The sequence below is a fragment of the Polynucleobacter sp. UB-Raua-W9 genome (genome assembly GCF_018687435.1).
GTDB lineage: Bacteria > Pseudomonadota > Gammaproteobacteria > Burkholderiales > Burkholderiaceae > Polynucleobacter.
This window is the reverse complement of sequence record NZ_CP061290.1, coordinates 895,228-916,643: the sequence shown is the minus strand read 5'-3', so window position 1 is coordinate 916,643 and position 21,416 is coordinate 895,228. Positions and strand designations below refer to the sequence as shown.

The following is a 21,416-nucleotide window of genomic DNA, read 5'->3' as shown; positions in this document are numbered from 1 at the left end:
GCTTTTTATTGGGCCTCCTATGTCTGTAGTATTTCCAGGTTTTGAACAAAAGAACATCACCGTTCCATCTGAAGATGGTCCTATAGAAATTGCCTGCCAAGTTGGCGGTAATGGCCCGCCCATTCTTCTGCTTCATGGCTTTCCACAAACCAAGGCGATTTGGGAGATAGTTGCTCCAGCATTGGCCGATAGATTTACAGTTGTGGTTTCTGATCTTCGTGGCTATGGCCAATCGTCTAAACCACACGGTAAGGCTGATCACTCTACTTATTCAAAACGATCAATGGCAGCGGATCAACATGCATTGATGAAGGCTTTAGGACATGAGCAGTTTTTCTTATTGGGACATGATCGTGGTGGCAGAGTCTCGCATCGATTAGCAATGGATTTTCCGGAAAGCGTATTACGTTTGATGGTGCTGGATATTTCTCCAACCCTAACGATGTACGAGAACACAACAATGGAATTTGCCAAAGGGTATTGGCATTGGTTCTTCTTAATACAGCGCGAACCTATACCCGAAACTCTCATCGGTGCTAATCCTGAGTTTTGGCTCAAGAATCATATGGGCCGGCATGCTGGCACAGAAATATTCACTCCAGAGCGCTGGGCTGAGTACCTGGCTGGGGCAAGCAATCCGGAAAGTATGCACTCTATGTGCGAAGACTATCGAGCTGCTGCGAGCATTGATTTAGCTCATGATCGCAGTGATAGGGCGGCCGGCAAAAAACTCAAGATGCCATTAAGGGTGTTGTGGGGCGAGCACGGCCTAGTGAATCAGTGCTTTAAACCTATCGAGGATTGGCGGGTCGTTGCTGACGTGGTTACGGGGAAGTCCATTCCCTGCGGTCATTACATCCCGGAAGAATGCCCAGAGCAGCTCATTACTGAAGCCAAAGCCTTTTTTGCATAAAGCTCTGTCAAATTGCTTGGTGTTAAGCTCATTCCTTATTGTTCCCATCTAGTTGAAAGCATCTCACATGAATCAATCTATCAAAAAAGCTCTTTTAACAGTTGCCGCCTTAATTTCCATTACCGCATACGCTCAAAAGAATGATGCCATTATCAATACTGAGCAAGTACAGCAAGGGATTGCTCGCGGGGCTATTGTTTGGGATGTGCGAGATGAAAAAAGTTTCTTAGAAGGACATATCCCTGGTGCAATTAATATTGGCGACGCTGGAAATACGCTGAGAGATCATAATAAAGAAGACTATATTGCGACCGACAAAATCCAAAAGATCTTTAATGATGCCGGCCTAGATATCAATCGCGACCTTATCGTCTATGGTGCACGTGGTAACCCGTATGCTTATTTCGGTCTTTACACCATCAATTATTTTGGCGGTAAGCAAGCCCAGGTATATCACGATGGCTTTGATGGCTGGAAATCTGCAGGCTTACCAATTCAAAAAGAGCGCCAAACATCAGCCCCCGTTTCTGTAACCCTCGTGCCCCAATCCCAGCTAGTAGTTTCCAATGCGGAAATGCTTAAACTCGCACAGTCTAAATCTGTCCAGATTTTGGATGTAAGGACTCCTGATGAGTATTCCGGTAAAGATATCCGCGCTATTCGAGGTGGCCATATTCCAAATTCAGTCAATATTCCTTTTGAAGATAACTGGCAGGATCCGGCTACAGCAATTAAATTAGGCAAGAAGCAAGTGGCAGACAACTCTGGCATGACTCTGAAGAGTGATGCTGATCTGAAAAAACTTTACGCCAACTTGGATCCAGATAAAGAAACCGTCGTTTATTGTCAAAGCGGAGTGCGCGCTGCAGAAACTGCAGTTGTCTTAAAAAATCTGGGCTTCAAAAAAGTAAAGGTTTATGACTCGGCATGGCTTGGGTGGGGTAATAACTTGAAGGCGCCAGTTGCTGATGAGACCTTCCTTAACGTTGGGGCTTTAAACGCTAAGTTAAGTGCGATGCAAAATAAAATCAACCAGTTAGAAGAGGCCCTTAAGGCTAAAAGCAACTAGGTAATATTGAGTGGGCCCTGCTTCATAATTCTATGACGCTAGCTTGGGTGGGTTTTTTCCCAGAGGCGGGCAGGGCATCACAATCTCAGGATCAACTGTCAAAATCTTTTCATCTTTGTTTGAGTAACTGACTCTAGATAAAAGATCTCGAATAAGATTTAAGTGGGTATGCTTTTTGCTATTGGCATTGACAACGGTCCATGGCGCTTTTTCAGAGCTAGTCTGCAGCAACATCAGATCGCGAGCAACGCTATAGGCATCCCAATGGTGTTGTGCCTGTTCATCAATAGGGCTTATTTTCCACTGCTTTAATGGATCTATTTTTCTACTCTCCAAGCGCGCGGCCTGCTCTTTTTTATCAATATCTAGGTAGTACTTCATGATCTGAATGCCTGAATCTACCAGCAAGCCCTCAAATTGATTGACTGAGCCCATGAACTGTTTGTATTGTGTATCCGTACAAAAACCCATTACCTTTTCAACGCCAGCACGGTTGTACCAACTGCGATTGAAGATGGTGAACTCACCAGCAGACGGTAGTTCAGCAACGTATCTCTGAAAATACCATTCACCTTCCTCGCGAGAGGAGGGCTTGCTTAGTGCTACAACATGGGTATCACGAGGGCTGAGATTTTCTGTAATGCATTTAATAGTGCCGTCTTTACCGGCAGTATCACGCCCCTCCAGAATGACGAGCAAGCGTAAGCCATCAGAAATGATCTGACGCTGTAGCTTTACTAATTCAATTTGTAGCAGGCGAAGCTGGGCTTCGTAATCCGCCTCGTGATTACCTTCTTTTAAATCCTTGCCCACTAATTAGGCTTGGTTGCTGGAAGCGGGTGGGGTAGCAGCAACTTTTTTAGTTGCCGCCTTCTTGGCTGGAGCCTTCTTAGCAACAACTTTCTTTGTAGGCACCTTCTTGGCTGGAGCCTTCTTAGCAACAACTTTTTTTGTGGGCGCCTTTTTGACTGGAGTCTTCTTAGCAGCAGGTTTTTTGACGGCTGCCTCTTTTTTCTCAAGCTTATCAAGAGCCTTGGCTAGCTTGTCTATTAGTTTCTCGCGATCTAATTCCAACTTATCCAGTTTTTTCATTAACTGTTTTACTAATTTTTTCTGACTCATGATTTTTCCTATGCTCTAAATAATGACTAATTCATACTCCATCGTACGGATTATTGGCCATAGATTCAAGCAATTATGACAATTAAACCTTTTTATGCCCACACTTAAATTAATGCTACATTCAAAGAGCATGTTCAAGACTCTCTCTTCCCTCCCTAAAACTGTTTGGTTAATCGGGTTTATTAGTCTCGTAAACGATTCAGCAAGTGAGATGCTGTATCCGTTAATGCCACTCTATTTAGCATCAGTCTTAATGGCGGGACCAAAGGCGATTGGCATTATTGAGGGCGTTGCTGAAGCTACATCCAGCTTATTCAAGCTTGTTTCCGGCGTCATCGTTGATAGAACTAAAAATACCAAGGTATGGATTGTGTTTGGTTATTTGCTTGCAGGTATGGGTAGGCCACTCATTGCCTTTGCTAGTTCATGGCTCGGGGTATTGCTGATTCGCTTTACAGACCGACTCGGCAAAGGCTTAAGAAGCTCTCCGCGTGATGCCTTATTGGCTGAAAGTGTGCCCGCATCCCATCGTGGCATTACTTATGGCCTGCATCGATCCATGGATAACGCAGGTGCAGTAATAGGTCCTTTACTGGCTGCATATCTACTAGCCATCAATGTCCCTTTAAAAGAGATATTTCTTTGGGCTGTTATACCCGGGGCAATTACCGTTGGTCTGGCGCTTTGTCTTAAAGACCCGCCACGAGAAAAACTCACATCAGGACCTACGAGGTTCACCTGGTCACTAAACGGGATGCCAGTTGAATTTAAGCGTTATCTAGTTGCTGTGGGGTTGTTTGCACTAAGCAATTCTTCGGACATGTTTCTGTTGCTAAGGGCAAGAGAGCTGGGTGTTCCTCAAGAACAAATACCCCTCTTGTGGGCCTGCATTTCCTTGATTACAACGGTCTTTGGGACACCATTATCGGCTTTATCAGATCGGTTTAGTCGCAAGTACTTTATTGCAATTGCTTGGGGAGCTTACGCCCTGATTTACACCGCAATGAGTTATTCAGACCTCACCATCGCATGGCTCTTTGGAATATTTGCCCTATACGGCCTGTTTAAAGCCGCCACTGAGGGTGTAGAAAAAGCTCTAGTAGCGGATTTGGCGCCCAAGGGCTTAACGGGCACTGCTTTTGGGTGGTTTAACTTATGCTCGGGAATCATGCTTTTGCCAGCATCGCTGGTATTTGGCTGGCTATATGAATCTACCGGCCCGACATCGGCATTCCTGTTTTCAGGGCTATGTTCTGGTCTAGCGGTTTTGCTTTTGGTATCTTGGGTCTTCAAACCCAAAATAGTGGCAAGTGAAACTCTATAAAAGCTAAAAACCCTAAATAATTCAAGTATTTAGGGTTTAATCTTCACCCTTACTCTGGGTGGAAATTGTTGCTAGCCATGAAGCTGATAGTGCGTTCAAAGCCTAAGATGCGGATGTAACGCCATGCGATATCACGATACTTGCTATCCAAGTAGCCGATAGCCACTTCAGGCGTCCGATTGGACAAGTCGATTTGTTGAATAGTGCGGGCCCAACGTTTGAGTCTTGTTGACATATTTGTCACCTCCATGGTCATACAACGCACCAGAATTCAGTAGAGATGACAAAAATAGTCGAATAATGAACAAATATTTTGCGTAATAGACCCTAAATTGAGACCACTTTATGAGGATTCAGGATATTTTGCGGGTCTAGAGCCCTTTTCAGGGTCTTCATCAGGTCGTGTGCCACAGCGCCTTTATGTGCCCTTAGATCATCCAGTTTGAGCTGTCCAACCCCATGTTCCGCCGATATTGAACCCTGGCAACGCTCAACTTGGGCGTAAACCAGCTCATGTATGGCTTTCTCATTAGCTAAATTAAAGGAGTTAGGGTCAGAGCCGGGGGGTGGGGCGATGTTGTAGTGAAGATTGCCATCGCCTAAATGGCCAAAATTGATGATCCGTACACCGGGGTAGCTTGCCCTCATGAGTGCATCAGTTTCCTGAATAAAGGTATCTAATAATGACAGGGGAATAGTAATGTCGTGTTTCAGGTTGGCACCTTCTTCAGCTTGCGCCAGAGTAATGTGCTCGCGCATCTGCCAAAAAACGTTTGCCTGACTCAAATTACTGGCGATGATGGCATCGTAAATGAGGTTCGCTGAAAAGGCTTCCTCTAGAACTGTTTCTAAGAGCTTTCGTACATGCTCCTCACTCTCATGATCAGAAAGTTCAATAAGTACAGTCAAGGGTGGGTTACCGGGTAATGGGTTAGCCATTTGCGGGAAGTGCTTTTCATTTAAGGCTAGAGATTCTTGGGTCATCATTTCGAAACCGGTGAGCAATGAGGTGGCTCGTTTCTGAAAGAGATTGAGTAGGGCAATGGTGGATGCAATATCCTTTGTGGCAACCAGAGTTGTCCATTGAGAGATCGGCAATGGATAGAGCTTCATGACGGCAGCAGTAATAATTCCTAGCGTGCCTTCGGAGCCAATGAAAAGATCGCGCAAATCGTAGCCAGTATTATCCTTGCGCAACCCCTTCATGCCATTCCAGATTTCACCTTGAGCGGTAACAACCTCAAGCCCGAGACATAGATCTCTTGTATTGCCATAGCGTAGAACATTTGTGCCGCCAGCATTGGTCGCTAAATTACCGCCAATCATGCAGCTGCCTTCTGCACCAAGACTCAGGGGAAATAGAAAATCTTGCGCTGCAGCGCTTTCCTGAATAGTTTGCAAGATACAACCTGCTTCAAGGGTAATAGTTTGGTTGGCAACATCAATCTCCCGAATTTGATTCATCCGCTTGAGGTTGAGAATGATTTGCTGACCGCTACTGTCGGGGGTGGCGCCACCACAAAACCCAGTATGACCACCCTGAGGAACAATCGCAACATTGCTAGCAGCACACAGCTTCACAATATGAGAGACTTCATCGGTCGTTTTCGGCAAAAGAACTGCTAGGGCCTTGCCGGTGTAACGCTTACGCCAATCGGTGAGGTAAGGCGCTTTATCCCGCTGATCAGTAAGAACATATTGCTTGCCCAATGCCGCAGCAAATTGATCTAACAAGCTTTGCATTTTTAATCAGCCTGCGCTTTTTTCATGGCCAAACTTTTTGCCTTTTGCTTAATCGGTTTTAAGTAAATCAGCAAACAAACAAAGCCGGTTGTGGCTAAGACCGTCTCTAAAACAGCCATCCAAAAGTTTGTACCCGTTTCGAGAATACGCACCAAACCTTCAGTGATGTAGAGCAGAATTAACATGGAAGCCCATTGCATGGTGTAGACCTTGCCTTTCCATAGGCCAGGAATAGCAAAGAGCAATGGAACGCCTTTCAATATGAGCCAAGAACCGCCAGGGCGAAGGGGAGAGATAAACCACTCCCAACAAATACACAGAATAAATAAATCCACAAAGGCTGCAGTTGCCAGCAGTTGGTAGGGATTCTTTTCGAGGAGCTTCTTTAGCATCTGCGTTATTTGTTCTGCATGAGTTTTAGTGCGGTTTCTGCCAAACGCTTACCTTGCGCCTTTGCTAAACGCTGCTCTTCTGGGCTAATGGGGGCTCTACCATCTGCGTGTGCTAGATGAGTAACTCCATAAGGACTGCCTCCGGTATTGGAAGACATTAAATCAGGCTCACTGTAGGGTAAACCAACAATCATCATGCCGTGATGCAGAAGAGGAATCATCATGGTGAGTAAGGTACTTTCTTGCCCACCATGCATGCTGCCTGTGCTGGTAAAGACACAAGCGGGTTTGCCAATCAGAGCGCCGTTAAGCCATTCGGAGGAGCTGCCATCCCAAAAATATTTCATGGGGGCGGCCATATTGCCAAATCGTGTGGGGGAGCCTAATGCCAAGCCAATACATTCTTCTAGGTCTGAATATTCAACGTAAGGTGCGCCTTCATTTGGCACGGGAGCTTCTATAGCTTCACAAACTGCAGAGACTGCTGGAACCGTCCTCAGTCGGGCGCTCACTCCAGGAACGCTTTCGATGCCCTCAGCTATCAGGCGTGCTAAATCCTTGGTTGCACCATAACGGGAGTAGTACAAAACTAAAATTTCGGGTTGGCTCATATTCTTCTCTTATGATACGGCGATGCGCCTTATTCGTAACCCCCAATTATGGCTTGCTCTGGGTAAACAGCTCTGGGAGCGCAATCGCGACCTTAATCTAAACCAAATTGCCGCTAGTCTGGCATTTACAACCACCTTATCTTTGGTGCCAATGCTCACCATTGCGACCATCTTGATTGGTTATCTTCCAAGCGTCATTCAGATTAAAAATGCATTTAGAACCTGGTTGCTGGATACCTATATGCCCGGTGGCTTAAACCAGCAGGTCTTTATCTACCTAGACCAATTTTCCTCTAAGGCACGGGGATTAACTTTTGTTGGTTTGATTGGCTTGGTTATTACCACCATCATGACTTTGGCTGTGATTGAAGCTGCATTTAATCAAATTTTTAAAGTACAAGAGCGCCGCCCCATTTTTAATAAGGTCGTCATCTACGCTGCGGCTACTTTTTTAGGGCCAGTATTATTAGGCTTGGGTATTTATTTGAGCGGAATATTATTTAGCGCCTCAGAAGGTTGGATTAAGGCAATCTCATTTGGTTTTCGCCTGATGGCTGCAATTGCTCCGATTTTTTTAGCAATTGTTGTTTATACCGTGGTGTACAAAGCCTTGCCATACAGCAAGATACTCTGGTCAGATGCTTTTTCAGGAGCATTGTTCGCCGCCCTCAGTTTTGAAGTGATGAAGTTTGGCTATGCTATTTTCCTAAGTCATACCGCCTTCTATAAGACAGTTTATGGAGCCTTCGCCATCTTCCCATTGGGACTATTGTGGATCTATATGACTTGGTGGATAACGCTTGCTGGAGCAGTATTAGTGGCAAATTTACCCGATATTCGTAGTGGGGTCATTAGGGTTATTCGTTACTAAAAGATGTTCTCTAGACCTTGATTGAAAGAGGTCTTGGGGATATATTGAAGCTATCAGCAAACACATTGCACTGTTTTTGGAGACCAGATGAAAGTTCGTGACATATTGCGCGTAAAGGGCAGCACATTATTTACTGTGGCTCCCGAGACTGCACTGCAGACTGCTGTATTGGTGATGAGCGAACATGATATTGGCTCCTTGGTAGTGATGGAGTACGACAAGCTTGTGGGTATTTTGACTTTCCGCGAAGTGATTGCCGCTTTAGCAAAACACCATGGAAAAATTGATGATCTTCAAGTGCGCCATGTCATGAATCAAAAGCCCTTGACATGCAATATGGAAACCGAAATAGATGAAGTGCGTCGCATGATGTTAGTTGACCACGCACGTTATTTACCTGTGGTTGACCAAAAAATGCTGATGGGCGTCATCTCTTTTTACGATGTTGCCAGGTCGGTAGTTGAAGCTCAAGACTTTGAAAACACCATGCTGAAGGCATACATTCGAGACTGGCCAGAAGACACAGAAAAGGCTGCTAACTAGTCTTTAAGGGCTTGTTTTGAGTCGATATACCTGACAAATGACATAATGTAGCTATGTCAGGAAACACATTAGGCCTCCTCTTTACCGTTACCACTTTTGGTGAATCTCACGGTCCCGCTATTGGGGCAGTAGTTGATGGCTGCCCTCCGGGCATGAGTTTATCGGAGGCTGATCTCCAGTTAGACCTTGATCGTCGTAAGCCAGGGACCTCACGTCATGTCACCCAACGCAAAGAAGAAGATAAGGTAGAGATACTGTCTGGCGTTTTCGAAGGCAAGACAACGGGTGCGCCTATTGGGCTTTTGATACGTAATACAGATCAACGCAGCCAAGATTACGGGGACATCTTACAAACATTCCGTCCTGGTCATGCTGACTATGCTTATCACTATAAATATGGCTTTCGTGATCCGCGTGGTGGTGGCAGATCTTCTGCACGTTTAACTGCACCCGTTGTTGCGGCGGCAGCTATCGCCAAAAAATGGTTGCATGAACAATATGGCACCGAATTCTATGGCTATATGAGTCAACTGGGCGAAGTTGAAATTCCATTTAAAGATTTATCTCAAGTTGAGCAGAATCCATTTTTCGCTGCCAATGCTGAGATCATTCCTCAGCTTGAAACCTATATGGATGAACTGCGTAAAGCAGGGGACTCCTGCGGAGCACGCATTGAGGTGCGCGCGCGTAATGTGCCGATTGGCTTAGGTGAACCTCTTTTTGATAAATTGGATGCAGATATTGCGCATGCCATGATGGGTATCAATGCCGTCAAGGGCGTTGAAATTGGGGCAGGCTTTAAATCCGTTGCCCAACGTGGGAGTGCCCATGGAGATGAAATGTATGCCGATGGCTTCGCTAGCAATAATGCTGGCGGCACCTTGGGCGGCATTAGTAGTGGCCAAGATTTGCGGGTTTCTATTGCAATTAAGCCCACATCTAGCATCATGAGTCCAAAGCAATCCATTGACTTGGATGGCAAGCCGATCACCGTTCAGACCAAAGGCCGCCATGATCCTTGCGTTGGTATTCGTGCCACGCCAATCGCTGAGGCAATGCTGGCCCTAGTCATCATGGATCATGCATTACGTCATCGCGCTCAGTGTTCTGACGTTCAAGTGATTACCAAACCTATTCCCGCAGCTCGGCCGGGATCGCAAACAGACTGATGACTGTTTTGACATGACGCCTTCACTTCGTTGGGCCTTCGGGTCCTTTTTCTTTTTGTATTTTGCTTATGTTGGTTTGGTTTCCCCGTATGCCAGCCTGTTCTTTTTAGATCGAGGATTTAGCGTCATCGAGATTTCCGTCTTAATGTCGATGCTCCAAATTACCCGTATTGTTGGTCCATTCTCATGGGGTTGGCTCTCTGATTTTCTGTCAAATCGCATTGGCATTATTCGTGTCTGCGCCTGTTGTGCGGCAATTGTTTTTTTATCTATTTACTTTCTGCATAGCTATGTCAGCTTCTTCATCTGGATGTTTGTACTTCACACCATCCTTAGTAGCCTCATGCCGCTGGGAGAGTCAGCTACTGTTCATGCTCTGTTCAAAGACAATTCTTTCGACAAACGCTACGGACGTTTGCGCTTATGGGGATCTCTAGGTTTCATCTTCATGGTACTGGCGGCTGGCGAACTCTTTCAGCGTAAGTCGATAGAGCTTTATCCTATTGTTGGCACTATTGTGTTGTTAGCCCTAGCCCTAGTGACTTTCCTGTTGCATGAACCCAAAGTGGAACGTCGCAAAATGGTGAAGGGTGAATTACTAACAATACTTTTTAATCCAGATGTCCGCTGGTTTTTGCTATCTGGCTTTTTTATGGTTTTTGCACATGCGGCACTCTATGTTTTTTATTCACTTTATCTAGCTGATCTTGGTTACGATAAATTCCAAATTGGATTGTTCTGGGCCTTAGGAGTATTTGCTGAGGTGATTTTCTTTTACTTCCAAAGTAAAGTGCTCAGTCGTTTAGATGCTGAAGTTGTACTTCAAGCAGCGTTCGGTATTGGGGTAGTGCGCTTTATTCTGATTGCATTTCTTCCCATCACATCGGTACTTATTTTTGCGCAAATAATGCATGCCGGTACTTTTGCAGCCCACCACAGTGCTGCCACTAAATTACTACAACGCTGGTTTACGGGGCCCTTGCAAGCTAGAGGGCAGGCCTTGATGGCCACCGTATCTTATGGTCTAGGCGGAACATTGGGCGGGTTGTGCGCGGGCTGGATTTGGGAAGTATCCCAACCGCGTGATGTGTTTGTGATGTCTGCTTTTGCCTGTGGCTTGGCAGGCATGGCAATTCAGAAACTCAGGCCACGCAGCAAGCCAAGCAACTAAAGTAACTAAAGCTTTTTTGCCTTATTGAATCTTTGCCTTAGCACGAAGTTTTTGCATCATTTCAGTGAACTTGGTTTTTTGCCAGTTTTGGTCCGATGCAATCATTTGCTTCAGTTGATCTTTCAATTCTTCAAAACTGGGCACCTTCACATCACGAGCATCCACCATTTTGATGATGTGATATCCAAATTGGGATTTCACGGGCTTATCGCTAGTTTGGCCATTTTTGAGCTGAACCATAGCCTTTGAGAACTCAGGGACCAAAGATTTATCAGAGACCCAACCAAGATCACCGCCATTTTTAGCAGAGCTGGGATCTTTGGATTTCGCCTTGGCTAGATCTTCAAAATTCGCACCGGCCTTAAGCTGAGCAATGATCGCATTGGCATCTGATTCTTTCTCAACCAGTATGTGCTCCACGTGGTATTCCTTGCCGGTATATTGATCCTTAACGCTTTCATAGGCAGCCTTTAGGTCTGATTCGGCAACGCCTTCCTTTTCGACGTAGTCCTCAAAAACAGCCGCTACTAAAACACCAACACGAGCTTGCTCCAATTGATCGCGTACTGATTCTTTTTGAATCACTCCGCGCTTGTCAGCCTCTTGCAATATCAACTCACGGGTTACTAGCATCTCACGCGCTTGATCGCGCACTTGGGGGCTGTCAGGTCTTCCTGTTTTTTGAACCAATTTGTCCAATTGGGATTTTGGAATCGATTTGCCATTCACAATTACAGCGTTCTGGGCGATCGCATTAGTCGAGAGTAGGCTTGCTAAAAAGCTGATAGTGAGTAAGGACTGGAATTTCAACATGGTGTGCAAATAATTTAATAAATGTTCAAAGGATAAATGCTACTGTAAAGCAGTGCTAGTTACTGGACTCTTCCGGGGATAAGGCGTTAATAGTTAAGGCATGAATTTCTTGTGGGATATGCCGATTTAAGGCAGCGTAGACAGCGCGATGTCTTGCCAATAGACCTAAGCCCTTAAATTCTGGAGCTACAATCGTGAGCTTAAAGTGACCTCCGCCACTGGCAGCACCAGGATGCCCAGCATGCAAATGGCTTTCATCTTCAATCGCAAGATGCTGAATTGCAAAGGATTGATGTAAATCTTGCTCAAACAACGCAATGCGTGCCTTGTTCATACTCATTCAGATGGATGCTCCATATGGCGAGATAACCAAACACCTTGAATAATGACAAAGACTACTAGCAAGCCTGTGCTACCAAATAATTTGAAATTAACCCAAGTTTCTTCAGAATATTCAAAGGCGATATAGAGATTCAGCACACCCATCAGAAAGAAGAATGCAGCCCAAGCCATATTCAGGCGATGCCAAACAGAATGTGCAGTTTCTGCCTTGAGTGTTACCTGCTTGCCCATGAGGACCTGTATCCAATTTTTTGCAAAGAATTGAGCACTAATAAATAGGGCCGCCGCAAATAACCAATAAAGGGCAGTTGGCTTTAGCTGAATAAAGGTCTTGTCATGCAAAAAGATGGTCAGACTGCCAAATACCAAAATCATTGCCAGGCTGATCCATTGCATGGCATCAATCTTGCGGTGGCGATAGTAAACCCACAAAATTTGTCCAATGGTCGCAACCATAGCAACAATCGTAGCGGTGTAGATATCGCCAAATTTGAAGGCAATAAAGAACAGAATGATGGGGAATAGGTCGAATAAAAATTTCATAAAAGAGATTATCCAGCTATTTGGTTTTTAGACCGTATTTAAGACTCGTTTGTCTGTTTTGCATTAGCGCTTGGTTCAAAACCAAGGGATGCAGAGTTAATGCAATAGCGTAAACCTGTAGGGTGGGGTCCGTCTTCAAAGACATGGCCAAGATGGGCATCGCAATGGGCGCAACGCACTTCGGTACGAATCATACCGTGGCTAGTATCTTTAATTTCCTTAATCGCAGATTCCTCTTCTGGTTTGTTGTAGCTGGGCCATCCACAGCCAGCATCGAATTTCGTTTCAGATAGAAAAAGGGGGGTTGCACAACAAATACAGGTATATCTACCTTTATCCCAATGATCCCAATATTTGCCAGAGAAAGGTCTTTCGGTGGCGGCTTCTCTTGTTACTCGATATTCAATATCGCTAAGCATTTCTTTGTATTCTGGATCTGTCTTTTTCATAAAAACTCCGATAAGTTGAATGCGCAATATAGCTTTAAGAAGAGCAGCTCACTTCAATGGCTGCTAAATCTGGGGATGGTGGAACTGCATATTCCTCATATTCCTCTTGCTCATCAAAAGGATTCTCCAAAATTTGCAGCAACCTAGCCACTTCAGAAAAATCTTTTTGCTGGGCTTTTTCAATAGCTACCTGAGCAAGATGATTGCGCAATAGGTATTTCGGGTTGATACCATTCATTTTAGATTTACGCTCAGCGTCAACAGTCGATTCCACCTTCAAGCGTGCAATGTAATCGTTAAACCATTGATCAATCGAGTCTCGATCAATGAAGTCATGACGCAATTTAATTTCGCTCACAGGGGCGTTGGTATTAATGTTAGCTAGCTTTCGAAATAGATTCGTAAAATCCACCCTTGAGTCATGCATGGCCTGGAGAAGTCTTTCAATCAACTCAATATCATCATCGCGTGTCGACTCCAGACCCAGTTTCTGCCTAAATAACGCCTGCCAAGACTGCCCATAGATCACTGGAAATTCACTGAGGGCATTGCTCAAAAGCTCCTGGGACTCCGCTTCAGAATGAGCTAATTCCAGTAGCGGAATAAAGGCGCTTGCTAAACAAGCCATATTCCAATGCATGATTTGAGGTTGGCGATGGTAGGCATAGCGCCCACCTTGATCACTATGATTGCAAATGTGGTCGACTTGAAACTGATCTAAGAAGCCGAAAGGGCCATAGTCGATGGTGAGTCCCAAGACACTAATGTTGTCGCTATTGAGGACACCATGACAAAAGCCGACAGCTTGCCACTGGGCAACCAGCTTAGCGTTCCGTTCGCAGATTTTTTGGAACAAGTTCAAATAAGGATTTTTGCTGTCACGACAATCGGGGTAGTGCTGGTCTATCAAAAGATCGGCCAATTCTTTTAATTGAACAATATTTTGGGTTGATGCAAAGTGTTCAAAATGACCGATGCGGATAAAGCTTGGCGCCAAACGGGCGCACACTGCAGCTGTTTCCATCGTTTCCCGTCGTACCGTTAAGTCGGATCCGACTACCGCAAGGGCTCTACTTGTTGGGATACCCAAGGCGTGCATCGCTTCACTACATAGAAATTCTCGAATGGAGGAGCGAAGGACGGCTCTGCCGTCGCCCATGCGGGAATAACGCGTTTTACCTGCCCCCTTTAATTGCAACTCTTGACCGTTGATATCGCCCAAAAGAATGGCGCGCCCATCACCAAGTTGTCCAGCCCAGACGCCAAATTGATGTCCGCTATAAACGGTGGCAATCGGGTTAGAAAACTTCAAAGATTGGGTCTCTAATGCATTGCCCGCCAATACGTCTAGCCACGCATCATCTTGTGGGTAACCATCATCCTTCAGCGCTATATTGACTAATTTTGCCGCTGAGGCAGAAAAAGCTACCCAGTAAGGCTCAGGTATTGGACTTGGTTGTAGAGTTTGAATGGCGTCATCGCCGCTTAAAGTAAAGGCCATAAGAACTATTCTAGGTGGAATTCCCAAACGGCGTTTGAGCTACTAAAATCCCACTATGAACAAACAAGTCCAAACCAACCCACAAACCCAGCTTGCCAATTTAGGCGAGGAATTAAATGTCCCATTTTTAAAATTGCTAGGGGTTCGGTGCCTTAGCGCTGAAATGGGCAAAGGCGAGATTCTCCTCGCCCTAAAGCCCGAACATACCAATACCTGGGCGGTTGCTCATGGTGGCGTTCTTCTAACGCTCATGGATGTTGCCATGGCTGTGGCAGCCAGATCAGGTGATCCAGGTGATCGCAGTGTCGTCACGATTGAATTGAAAAATAATTTTATGCAGGCTGCTAACGGAATACTGCGTGTTAAGGCCGATACCGTGCGTAGTACAGCGACGATGGCTTTCTGTGAGGCAAAGCTTTATAACGATCAGGGTGAAATTTGTTGCATGGCTACGGGGACATTTAAATACCTAAAGCGCCTAGCCACTCGCAATGCTGATGGGAGTCGAGTTGTAAACGACGACCTGCGTGGTGAGATAAACGATTAAGTATTAAACCGAGAGGTTGGAGCCTGGCGCAACACTCAAAGCGCCTGTAATGACGTCGTGACCAACTGTGCCAGTAGCATCGAATCGACGCTCCACCATTTCAAACTGACCATCTTTGCGAACCCTTAAGACAGTACTTGAGCGGGTGCCATAAGTATCCGTTTTAATAAAAGCGGGTGAAAGGGCTTTTTCCCACTCGCGACTCACCCCTGTATTCGGTAACTCATGATCACTTGCGCAGTGAGTGTCAGACAACAGTTTTAAATATTGATCCGCATTCTTAAGTCTTCCGCTATCCATAGCCAGCGTTTGTGCGAATGCAGCTACACGATGATTTACCTTGGGCCATGGGGTATCTAGCATAGCGTTAGAAAGCCCATAAACACCAGCTTCCAAAGGTTGATGAGGAAAGACCTTGCGTGGGCGAATATTTTGCCCCATCATCATCCGGTTGCTCACCCAATGCATCTCAGCATTCTCAGGATTACTCAGGTCAGCCATCAAGAGATTGAAGCCGTTGTAGTTTTGAAAGCGCTTCACATTCTCTTGAATAAAGCCAGCAGGGCCATCTTTTCCGGCAAGATACATCAAAGAAAGTTCGCCACGCGTTCTTGAGTCAGGATTTTTTTCACTTGGCGCTCTCACATTGGTGAGGGCTGCAAATTTACCGGCTTTACTAAAACCTAACCATGTGCCTGGACTTCCCAATACATCTGCACGATCCCTGCCAGCCAATATATGAGGGTGTTCTTGCCACCAAGAGATTCCTTCGGTATCGCGCTCATAAAACTCATCACGATTAGCCGCAACTACCAATGGATAGTCGGGATGTGATTTCCAGGCGAAGAGAATGAGGCACATATCGGTAAAAGTTTAGATTTCGATCAATGGATAAGGCAATGCATCTATTTTTAACACAGGTCCTGCTGTGCTTCCTAGATGAATTTCCCCACTTTCGAGCGCCTCTAGTTTGCATTCAATCTGAAAATCGATTCTATTAAGGTCTTGAGGAGAGGAAGAGGATAAAACTACCATGCCGGCTGGTTGGTCTGGGTCACCGCTGTGAAAAAGCTCTACGCCTGGGGCGATCGATTGCTCGCCTAAGGAATTCTTTGCAGTATGAGCCAATTGCAGACGTCTTTTAATGGCGCCACGATATTGACTGCGAGCTACGATTTCTTGTCCAGGGTAGCAACCTTTTTTGAAATCGACACCTGCAACCGATTCGAAATTGATCATTTGCGGTACAAACTGTTCCTGCGTTGCTTGAACGATTCTTGGAATGGCGCTTATTACTTCAAGATGATCCCATTGCGTAGAATCATTATTTAGGGATTTATCTAGATCTTTATTTTTTTGTGCGATCAAGGCACGCGCATAGATTTGGTCTTGAGTGAAGACATCAGGCAAACGCATTCCAATCTGACCAAGCTCTGCAGTCAGATGTTGAAGATCTTCAGGGTTAGCACAATATCCAAAAATATCCCATTCGGATGAAGCATCAACTACTTTAACTTTCGAGCGCAGAACAAACATGGACAAACGCTTAGCTGTTGTTGCCGCAATATCTCTTGAAATGAATAGCGCAAAACGATCTGCGGAATGCTCATCGCTTGGAAAAAGCCCCAGCCAGGCACTTGCCAACAATCTCCCTTTAGGGCTGCAGTAACCGGTCAACCTTACTGAGCCATAAGCCTGTGCGAGTTGCGGTGGAAAGCTGCGATTCAAGCCCAAAACTGAATTACTGAGCTGGCCCTGTAAAAAACTAGCAGCATCTTCACCTTCAATAAAAATTAGTCCCCACTGGGGCAAAGTTGCTTGATTTGGTGGGTTTTTGGGCTTATTCATCATGACCCTTTTATCATAGCCTGATGAGCAGAAAAATTCAGGGAAGAGGTCGTTTTCCTAATCAAAAAACACATAGTCAAGGCTTTAGGGCTTTGCTATATGGAATTCTTATGATGATTGGGCTTGTCTACGGTGCCTTATTTTTTTGGCCTGTAGTGCCGTCCAAGCCAAATGTTGGTGATTTGCCGGCATATAAAATCAAAATCAAACCGCAATCTGGACTCGCTAGCATCTCTCAGCAACTACAAGAACAGGGGATATCAACGCCCTCAATACCATTTCAGATTGCTGCTAGAGCCTTATTTGTTGCATCCAAGTTAAAACCAGGCACCTACCTTTTACCAAATAACGCCAGCTTAGGAGCAATTCTTCTTCAATTTTCCAGAGGCGATAGAGTCAAGGAGAGTATTGCCATCATTCCTGGTATGACGATTTGGCAATTAAGAAATTTGATTGATTCACACCCCGCATTGATTCATCAAACCAAGGGGATGAGTGCCAATGAACTAATGCAAACTCTTAATCTCAATTACCCGGGCTTAGAGGGTATTTTTCTACCGGATACTTATATCTTCGATCCAGATGAGCCTGATATCAGCATTTATCGCCAAGCTTCCCAGGCTATGCAAAAGCAATTGAGCCAAACTTGGCCTCAGAAAGAAAGCCGTTCACCCTTAAAAACACCATATGAGCTCTTGATACTGGCTTCGATTGTAGAAAAGGAAACAGGGCGCTCTAGCGATCGAGGACTGATTGCGGCTGTCTTTACCAATAGATTAAATAAGGGCATGATGCTTCAAACTGATCCGACAGTGATCTACGGTATTGGGTCAAAATTCGACGGTGATTTGCGTAAAGCAGACCTTCGCAGGGATAGTGCCTACAATACTTATATGCGTAAGGGATTGCCACCGACACCCATTGCCATGCCTAGCAAAGATTCTATACAGGCAGCCGCACATCCAGCTTTAAGCAATGCCCTATTTTTTGTGGCCAAAGGGGATGGATCCAGTCATTTTTCGCAGAGCTTAAATGAACATGAGGCAGCAGTAGATAAGTATCAGCGTAAATCAAAAGCAACATCCCATTAATAAGATTGAATTTCGTACCCATATGACATCAATGTATCCAGGATATTTCATCAGCTTTGAAGGTATTGATGGCGCCGGTAAAAGCACGCATATTGAGTCATTTCAAAAGCTGATGCAAGCACGCTACCCCGATCGTGAAGTAGTGATGACACGCGAACCTGGTGGAACAGCCTTAGGCGAACAACTCAGGGCGCTTTTATTAGATGCGCCGATGAATCTTGAAACGGAAGCCTTATTAATGTTTGCTGCGCGTCGCGAACATATCGCTCAGGTGATAGAGCCCGCCTTGGAGCTTGGGAAAATTGTGATCTCTGATCGCTTTACTGATGCCAGCTTTGCCTATCAGGGTGGGGGCCGGGGCTTAAGCCTACATAAATTAAATGAACTTGAGCATTGGGTTCAAGGCCGAGCAAATGGGTCTTTGTTGCAGCCCAATTTAACGATCCTTTTTGATTTACCAGGCGAGGTTGCTGAAGCCCGCAGATCTAAAGTGCGTGCTCCAGATAAGTTTGAAAAAATGGATTTGAACTTCTTTGAAAAGGTTCGCCAAGAATACCTCCGTCGGGCCAAGGAAGATCCCAAGCGTTTTCACCTAGTAGATGCCACTCAAACCCCGGATGCCATTTGGAATGGCTTAAAGAATTTGGATTTCAACATCTAAATGAATGACTCGATGTCTCTAGTGCATGAAAGGTGTGTGGCCCCATGGTTGCAACCATTATGGGATAGCATGGATTTTGCCAATTGCCCAAATGCGATTCTGTTACATGGTCAATCGGGTATTGGTAAGTTCGCATTTGCCCTTGAGCTTGCAAAGTCTCTTTTGTGCGAAGGCGCTCTCGAAGCCTCATGCCCTTGTAATCAATGTGAGGCCTGCCATTGGTTTAACACTGGCAACCATCCCGATTTTATTGCCCTTGTGCCTGAAACCCATCGAAAACTCTTGCCGCATGCAAACTATGACAGCGATGAGGCGCCAAAAAAAGGTAAATCCTCTCGTGACGATTCCGATGGTGAGTCTAGCGAAAAAAAGGAAAAGAAAAATATTTCTATTGAAGAGACTCGCAGCGCCATTGAAAGCCTCTCTATTGGCTCGCACCGAGGTGGTAGTCGCGTGATATTGATTTACCCTTTAGAAATGTTGCGCTCAGATTCAGCGAACACTTTGCTGAAAACCTTGGAAGAGCCGCCAGCAAATACCATCTTTATCTTGTTGGCTGATCGCGTGGATCGTGTTTTGCCGACCATTCGCTCTCGTTGTCGCTTGCTTACTGCACCACGACCTGATCGGGAGCAAGGTTTGGCCTGGTTACGTACAGAATTGCCGAAAGTTGGTGGTCTTAAAGTCAATGACGCTGATATAGAAACCATTTACGATGAACAGGGTGGGGCGCCATACTCTGTCCTGGATTTCCTGGTTGCCAGAAATAATCAGGATGAGAAAGATGAGTTAACGATTTCTATTCAGGCTTCGCGCTATTTGCTCCAATCAATGTCCCAGGGTTTGCGGATAAATTGGTTAGATGCTGCAGAAAAGATCCACAAAGCTCAATACAGTTATTTATTAGCGGCAATGCAACGTTGGACTTCAGATTTGCAAGCCGTTTCACAAGGCGGCAACCCTCGTTATTACCCCAAGCATCTCTCCACCTTGAGGGGTCTATCTCAAACAGCAAAGATCCCAAAACTTCATCAATTTTGGAAATCCCTGGTTCAAGCCCGTCGCCATGAGAATCACCCCTTGGCGAACCGCGTTCAATTAGAGGCCTTACTTTCCCAATACCAACAGGTATTTGAGACTTAAATTAGGCTTAGGCAGTCTAAAATAGCCAGTCATGTTCATAGACTCCCATTGCCATCTCGATTTCCCAGAATTTCAGTCTCGCTTGCCAGAGGTATTGGCAAACATGGAGTCCGCAAAGGTTAGCAATGCCTTATGCGTATCCGTAGACTTGCCTGACTTTCCCAATGTCCTCAAGCTGGCCGAGGAGCACCCTCATTTGTACGCTTCTGTAGGGGTTCATCCAGACTACGAAGACACGCCTGAGCCCAGTTATGATTTCCTGGTCGAGACTGCGCTTAAGCACCCCAAAATTGTTGCCATTGGCGAAACTGGTCTTGATTACTACCGTATGGGTGATCGCAGTTATGAATCAATGCAGTGGCAGCGCGATCGATTTAGGACCCACATCAGAGCAGCCATAGCCTCTAAAAAGCCCCTGATCATCCACACTCGCTCTGCATCAGAGGATACGATCAAGATACTAAAAGAAGAGGGCGCTGAAAAAATTGGCGGTGTAATGCATTGCTTTACTGAAAGTCTAGAGGTAGCGCAAGCAGCTATGGACTTAGGTTTTTACATCTCCTTTTCAGGGATTGTGACCTTTAAAAGCGCTAAAGACCTGCAGGCAACCTGCAAGGCGGTACCATTAGAGAGGATGCTCATTGAAACAGATGCTCCCTATTTGGCGCCCATTCCCTACCGCGGCAAGATTAATGAACCAGCCTGGGTAGCGAAAGTCGGCGAATTCATTGCCGACCTCAAAGGGCTAGAGCTTGAGGAGCTTGCAAATCAAACTTCATCTAATTTTTATCAATGTTTTCATATAGATAGAACTTATTCATGAGAATAAAGTTTAATCAATTACTTTTTATTTTTGCTTGCGTGGGCGCCTTAAACCAACATGCTCAAGCACAGACCACTAGTCAAATAGCTGATTTTGCAAAAGCGGCAAAATTTGATGATGTTGCTGAGGTTAAAAACTTACTCTCTAAGGGTGCAAACCCCAATTCCGTAGATGCAAATGGCAATCCTATGCTGATTTTGGCTATCAAAGACAATTCGGCGAATGTGATTGATTTACTGATAAATGACCCAAAAATTGACGTAGATTTATCCAATAAAAGCGGTGAAACTCCGTTGATGATTGCATCTATTCAAGGTAATTTGCCTCTGGTGAAAACTCTTGTGCTCAAGAAAAAAGCGATGGTTGACCACATAGGCTGGACTCCGCTGCATTACGCCTGCACCAAAGGACACCTGGAAGTTGCCCAGTTTTTGATAGCTAATGGCGCTACGGTAGACTCCTTAAGCCTAAACAATACAACGCCTCTGATGATGGCAGTGCAGTCTGGGAATGAGCAACTGGTTAAGCTGCTCTTAGATCAAGGAGCAGACTTACAACTTCATAATGCGCTGGGATTAAGCGCTATTGATATTGCAGATATTTACGATAAACCTTGGATAGGAGATGGCTTAAGATCTCGATGGCTTAAGCTTTACAAGACGCCATATCAACGGGCCATGAAGTCCTCACCAGCGAAATCCCCATAGGTATATTTGCGTATAATCAT

26 protein-coding genes are annotated in these 21,416 nt (G+C 45.3%); 13 read left to right on the top strand and 13 right to left on the bottom strand.

Going from position 1 to position 21,416, the window contains the following annotated elements:
- Window positions 1-19: 19 nt before the first annotated feature.
- Window positions 20-913: an alpha/beta fold hydrolase gene (locus AOC07_RS04730; RefSeq protein WP_215358365.1), complete on the top strand. Its 894-nt coding sequence runs from the start codon at window positions 20-22 to the stop codon at window positions 911-913.
- Between the two features lie 67 nt (window positions 914-980).
- Window positions 981-1,982 (top strand): sulfurtransferase, encoded by a 1,002-nt coding sequence (locus AOC07_RS04725; RefSeq protein ID WP_215358363.1) that lies wholly within the window; start codon window positions 981-983, stop codon window positions 1,980-1,982.
- Window positions 1,983-2,012: 30 nt separating this feature from the next.
- Here the strand turns inward: AOC07_RS04725 and ppk2 are convergent, their stop codons facing one another.
- Window positions 2,013-2,795 (bottom strand): polyphosphate kinase 2, encoded by a 783-nt coding sequence (gene ppk2, locus AOC07_RS04720; RefSeq protein WP_215358361.1) that lies wholly within the window; start codon window positions 2,793-2,795, stop codon window positions 2,013-2,015.
- A gap of 3 nt (window positions 2,796-2,798) precedes the next feature.
- A complete protein-coding gene (locus AOC07_RS04715) occupies window positions 2,799-3,104 on the bottom strand; it encodes a serine/threonine protein kinase (protein ID WP_215358359.1) in 306 nt (101 codons plus the stop codon).
- 130 nt (window positions 3,105-3,234) lie between these two features.
- Between AOC07_RS04715 and AOC07_RS04710 the strand changes: the two genes are divergently transcribed.
- Complete coding sequence (locus AOC07_RS04710; RefSeq protein WP_215358357.1) at window positions 3,235-4,428, top strand: MFS transporter; 1,194 nt, start codon at window positions 3,235-3,237, stop codon at window positions 4,426-4,428.
- A 49-nt stretch (window positions 4,429-4,477) separates the two neighbouring features.
- On the opposite strand, the gene AOC07_RS04705 is transcribed toward AOC07_RS04710, so the two are convergent.
- From AOC07_RS04705 to wrbA, 4 genes are all read right to left on the bottom strand, one after another.
- Window positions 4,478-4,663, bottom strand: coding sequence for a hypothetical protein (locus tag AOC07_RS04705; protein ID WP_215294211.1), 186 nt, complete (start codon window positions 4,661-4,663; stop codon window positions 4,478-4,480).
- A 92-nt stretch (window positions 4,664-4,755) separates the two neighbouring features.
- Complete coding sequence (locus AOC07_RS04700) at window positions 4,756-6,171, bottom strand: FAD-binding oxidoreductase (protein ID WP_215358355.1); 1,416 nt, start codon at window positions 6,169-6,171, stop codon at window positions 4,756-4,758.
- A 2-nt stretch (window positions 6,172-6,173) separates the two neighbouring features.
- Window positions 6,174-6,563 carry a DUF2069 domain-containing protein gene (locus tag AOC07_RS04695; protein ID WP_215358353.1) on the bottom strand — a complete coding sequence of 130 codons (390 nt, stop codon included), beginning with the start codon at window positions 6,561-6,563 and terminating at the stop codon, window positions 6,174-6,176.
- Window positions 6,564-6,568: 5 nt separating this feature from the next.
- Complete coding sequence (gene wrbA, locus AOC07_RS04690) at window positions 6,569-7,174, bottom strand: NAD(P)H:quinone oxidoreductase (RefSeq protein WP_215294208.1); 606 nt, start codon at window positions 7,172-7,174, stop codon at window positions 6,569-6,571.
- Between the two features lie 22 nt (window positions 7,175-7,196).
- Between wrbA and AOC07_RS04685 the strand changes: the two genes are divergently transcribed.
- From AOC07_RS04685 to AOC07_RS04670, 4 genes are all read left to right on the top strand, one after another.
- Window positions 7,197-8,045 (top strand): YhjD/YihY/BrkB family envelope integrity protein, encoded by an 849-nt coding sequence (locus AOC07_RS04685; RefSeq protein WP_215294207.1) that lies wholly within the window; start codon window positions 7,197-7,199, stop codon window positions 8,043-8,045.
- 87 nt (window positions 8,046-8,132) lie between these two features.
- A complete protein-coding gene (locus AOC07_RS04680) occupies window positions 8,133-8,588 on the top strand; it encodes a CBS domain-containing protein (RefSeq protein WP_215294206.1) in 456 nt (151 codons plus the stop codon).
- 53 nt (window positions 8,589-8,641) lie between these two features.
- Window positions 8,642-9,757 (top strand): chorismate synthase, encoded by a 1,116-nt coding sequence (aroC, locus tag AOC07_RS04675; RefSeq protein ID WP_215358351.1) that lies wholly within the window; start codon window positions 8,642-8,644, stop codon window positions 9,755-9,757.
- A gap of 13 nt (window positions 9,758-9,770) precedes the next feature.
- On the top strand, window positions 9,771-10,928 hold the full coding sequence (locus AOC07_RS04670; RefSeq protein ID WP_215358349.1) for an MFS transporter: 1,158 nt from the start codon (window positions 9,771-9,773) through the stop codon (window positions 10,926-10,928).
- Window positions 10,929-10,949: 21 nt separating this feature from the next.
- Here the strand turns inward: AOC07_RS04670 and AOC07_RS04665 are convergent, their stop codons facing one another.
- The 5 genes from AOC07_RS04665 to AOC07_RS04645 are packed head-to-tail and all read right to left on the bottom strand — an operon-like array spanning window position 10,950 to window position 14,576.
- The gene (locus tag AOC07_RS04665) at window positions 10,950-11,741 is read right to left on the bottom strand and encodes a peptidylprolyl isomerase (protein ID WP_215358347.1); all 792 of its coding nucleotides are present in this window, start codon (window positions 11,739-11,741) and stop codon (window positions 10,950-10,952) included.
- Window positions 11,742-11,796: 55 nt separating this feature from the next.
- A complete protein-coding gene (locus tag AOC07_RS04660; RefSeq protein ID WP_215358345.1) occupies window positions 11,797-12,081 on the bottom strand; it encodes a BolA family transcriptional regulator in 285 nt (94 codons plus the stop codon).
- The gene (locus AOC07_RS04655) at window positions 12,078-12,626 is read right to left on the bottom strand and encodes a septation protein A (RefSeq protein WP_215358343.1); all 549 of its coding nucleotides are present in this window, start codon (window positions 12,624-12,626) and stop codon (window positions 12,078-12,080) included. Before AOC07_RS04655 ends, AOC07_RS04660 begins: the two co-directional genes overlap by 4 nt.
- Before the next feature lie 38 nt (window positions 12,627-12,664).
- Entirely contained in the window at window positions 12,665-13,075 is a 411-nt protein-coding gene (gene msrB / locus AOC07_RS04650; RefSeq protein ID WP_215294200.1) for a peptide-methionine (R)-S-oxide reductase MsrB, read from the bottom strand.
- Window positions 13,076-13,109: 34 nt separating this feature from the next.
- Window positions 13,110-14,576 (bottom strand): YdiU family protein, encoded by a 1,467-nt coding sequence (locus AOC07_RS04645; protein ID WP_215358341.1) that lies wholly within the window; start codon window positions 14,574-14,576, stop codon window positions 13,110-13,112.
- Window positions 14,577-14,631: 55 nt separating this feature from the next.
- Between AOC07_RS04645 and AOC07_RS04640 the strand changes: the two genes are divergently transcribed.
- Window positions 14,632-15,123 carry a PaaI family thioesterase gene (locus AOC07_RS04640; RefSeq protein ID WP_215358339.1) on the top strand — a complete coding sequence of 164 codons (492 nt, stop codon included), beginning with the start codon at window positions 14,632-14,634 and terminating at the stop codon, window positions 15,121-15,123.
- 3 nt (window positions 15,124-15,126) lie between these two features.
- Here the strand turns inward: AOC07_RS04640 and AOC07_RS04635 are convergent, their stop codons facing one another.
- Complete coding sequence (locus tag AOC07_RS04635; protein WP_215358338.1) at window positions 15,127-15,984, bottom strand: NRDE family protein; 858 nt, start codon at window positions 15,982-15,984, stop codon at window positions 15,127-15,129.
- A gap of 12 nt (window positions 15,985-15,996) precedes the next feature.
- A complete protein-coding gene (locus tag AOC07_RS04630) occupies window positions 15,997-16,974 on the bottom strand; it encodes a folate-binding protein YgfZ (protein WP_215358337.1) in 978 nt (325 codons plus the stop codon).
- 107 nt (window positions 16,975-17,081) lie between these two features.
- Between AOC07_RS04630 and mltG the strand changes: the two genes are divergently transcribed.
- The 5 genes from mltG (at window position 17,082) to AOC07_RS04605 (ending at window position 21,396) form a co-directional block, all read left to right on the top strand.
- Window positions 17,082-18,062: an endolytic transglycosylase MltG gene (gene mltG / locus AOC07_RS04625; protein ID WP_251371733.1), complete on the top strand. Its 981-nt coding sequence runs from the start codon at window positions 17,082-17,084 to the stop codon at window positions 18,060-18,062.
- A 22-nt stretch (window positions 18,063-18,084) separates the two neighbouring features.
- Window positions 18,085-18,723 carry a dTMP kinase gene (gene tmk / locus AOC07_RS04620; RefSeq protein WP_371816729.1) on the top strand — a complete coding sequence of 213 codons (639 nt, stop codon included), beginning with the start codon at window positions 18,085-18,087 and terminating at the stop codon, window positions 18,721-18,723.
- Between the two features lie 69 nt (window positions 18,724-18,792).
- Window positions 18,793-19,866: a DNA polymerase III subunit delta' gene (locus AOC07_RS04615; RefSeq protein ID WP_251371732.1), complete on the top strand. Its 1,074-nt coding sequence runs from the start codon at window positions 18,793-18,795 to the stop codon at window positions 19,864-19,866.
- Window positions 19,867-19,897: 31 nt separating this feature from the next.
- Complete coding sequence (locus AOC07_RS04610) at window positions 19,898-20,689, top strand: TatD family hydrolase (protein WP_215358335.1); 792 nt, start codon at window positions 19,898-19,900, stop codon at window positions 20,687-20,689.
- Entirely contained in the window at window positions 20,686-21,396 is a 711-nt protein-coding gene (locus tag AOC07_RS04605) for an ankyrin repeat domain-containing protein (protein WP_215358334.1), read from the top strand. The genes AOC07_RS04610 and AOC07_RS04605 overlap by 4 nt, the downstream gene beginning before the upstream one ends.
- Window positions 21,397-21,416: the final 20 nt, after the last annotated feature.

Coding starts and splice junctions, on each gene's coding strand:
- AOC07_RS04730 (WP_215358365.1), top strand. CDS start 20: ATGTCTGTAGTATTTCCAGGTTTTGAACAAAAGAACATCACCGTTCCA.
- AOC07_RS04725 (WP_215358363.1), top strand. CDS start 981: ATGAATCAATCTATCAAAAAAGCTCTTTTAACAGTTGCCGCCTTAATT.
- AOC07_RS04715 (WP_215358359.1), bottom strand. CDS start 3,104: ATGAGTCAGAAAAAATTAGTAAAACAGTTAATGAAAAAACTGGATAAG.
- AOC07_RS04710 (WP_215358357.1), top strand. CDS start 3,235: ATGTTCAAGACTCTCTCTTCCCTCCCTAAAACTGTTTGGTTAATCGGG.
- AOC07_RS04705 (WP_215294211.1), bottom strand. CDS start 4,663: ATGTCAACAAGACTCAAACGTTGGGCCCGCACTATTCAACAAATCGAC.
- AOC07_RS04700 (WP_215358355.1), bottom strand. CDS start 6,171: ATGCAAAGCTTGTTAGATCAATTTGCTGCGGCATTGGGCAAGCAATAT.
- AOC07_RS04695 (WP_215358353.1), bottom strand. CDS start 6,563: ATGCTAAAGAAGCTCCTCGAAAAGAATCCCTACCAACTGCTGGCAACT.
- wrbA (WP_215294208.1), bottom strand. CDS start 7,174: ATGAGCCAACCCGAAATTTTAGTTTTGTACTACTCCCGTTATGGTGCA.
- AOC07_RS04685 (WP_215294207.1), top strand. CDS start 7,197: ATGCGCCTTATTCGTAACCCCCAATTATGGCTTGCTCTGGGTAAACAG.
- AOC07_RS04680 (WP_215294206.1), top strand. CDS start 8,133: ATGAAAGTTCGTGACATATTGCGCGTAAAGGGCAGCACATTATTTACT.
- aroC (WP_215358351.1), top strand. CDS start 8,642: ATGTCAGGAAACACATTAGGCCTCCTCTTTACCGTTACCACTTTTGGT.
- AOC07_RS04670 (WP_215358349.1), top strand. CDS start 9,771: ATGACGCCTTCACTTCGTTGGGCCTTCGGGTCCTTTTTCTTTTTGTAT.
- AOC07_RS04665 (WP_215358347.1), bottom strand. CDS start 11,741: ATGTTGAAATTCCAGTCCTTACTCACTATCAGCTTTTTAGCAAGCCTA.
- AOC07_RS04660 (WP_215358345.1), bottom strand. CDS start 12,081: ATGAGTATGAACAAGGCACGCATTGCGTTGTTTGAGCAAGATTTACAT.
- AOC07_RS04655 (WP_215358343.1), bottom strand. CDS start 12,626: ATGAAATTTTTATTCGACCTATTCCCCATCATTCTGTTCTTTATTGCC.
- msrB (WP_215294200.1), bottom strand. CDS start 13,075: ATGAAAAAGACAGATCCAGAATACAAAGAAATGCTTAGCGATATTGAA.
- AOC07_RS04645 (WP_215358341.1), bottom strand. CDS start 14,576: ATGGCCTTTACTTTAAGCGGCGATGACGCCATTCAAACTCTACAACCA.
- AOC07_RS04640 (WP_215358339.1), top strand. CDS start 14,632: ATGAACAAACAAGTCCAAACCAACCCACAAACCCAGCTTGCCAATTTA.
- AOC07_RS04635 (WP_215358338.1), bottom strand. CDS start 15,984: ATGTGCCTCATTCTCTTCGCCTGGAAATCACATCCCGACTATCCATTG.
- AOC07_RS04630 (WP_215358337.1), bottom strand. CDS start 16,974: ATGATGAATAAGCCCAAAAACCCACCAAATCAAGCAACTTTGCCCCAG.
- mltG (WP_251371733.1), top strand. CDS start 17,082: ATGATGATTGGGCTTGTCTACGGTGCCTTATTTTTTTGGCCTGTAGTG.
- tmk (WP_371816729.1), top strand. CDS start 18,085: ATGACATCAATGTATCCAGGATATTTCATCAGCTTTGAAGGTATTGAT.
- AOC07_RS04615 (WP_251371732.1), top strand. CDS start 18,793: ATGGATTTTGCCAATTGCCCAAATGCGATTCTGTTACATGGTCAATCG.
- AOC07_RS04610 (WP_215358335.1), top strand. CDS start 19,898: ATGTTCATAGACTCCCATTGCCATCTCGATTTCCCAGAATTTCAGTCT.
- AOC07_RS04605 (WP_215358334.1), top strand. CDS start 20,686: ATGAGAATAAAGTTTAATCAATTACTTTTTATTTTTGCTTGCGTGGGC.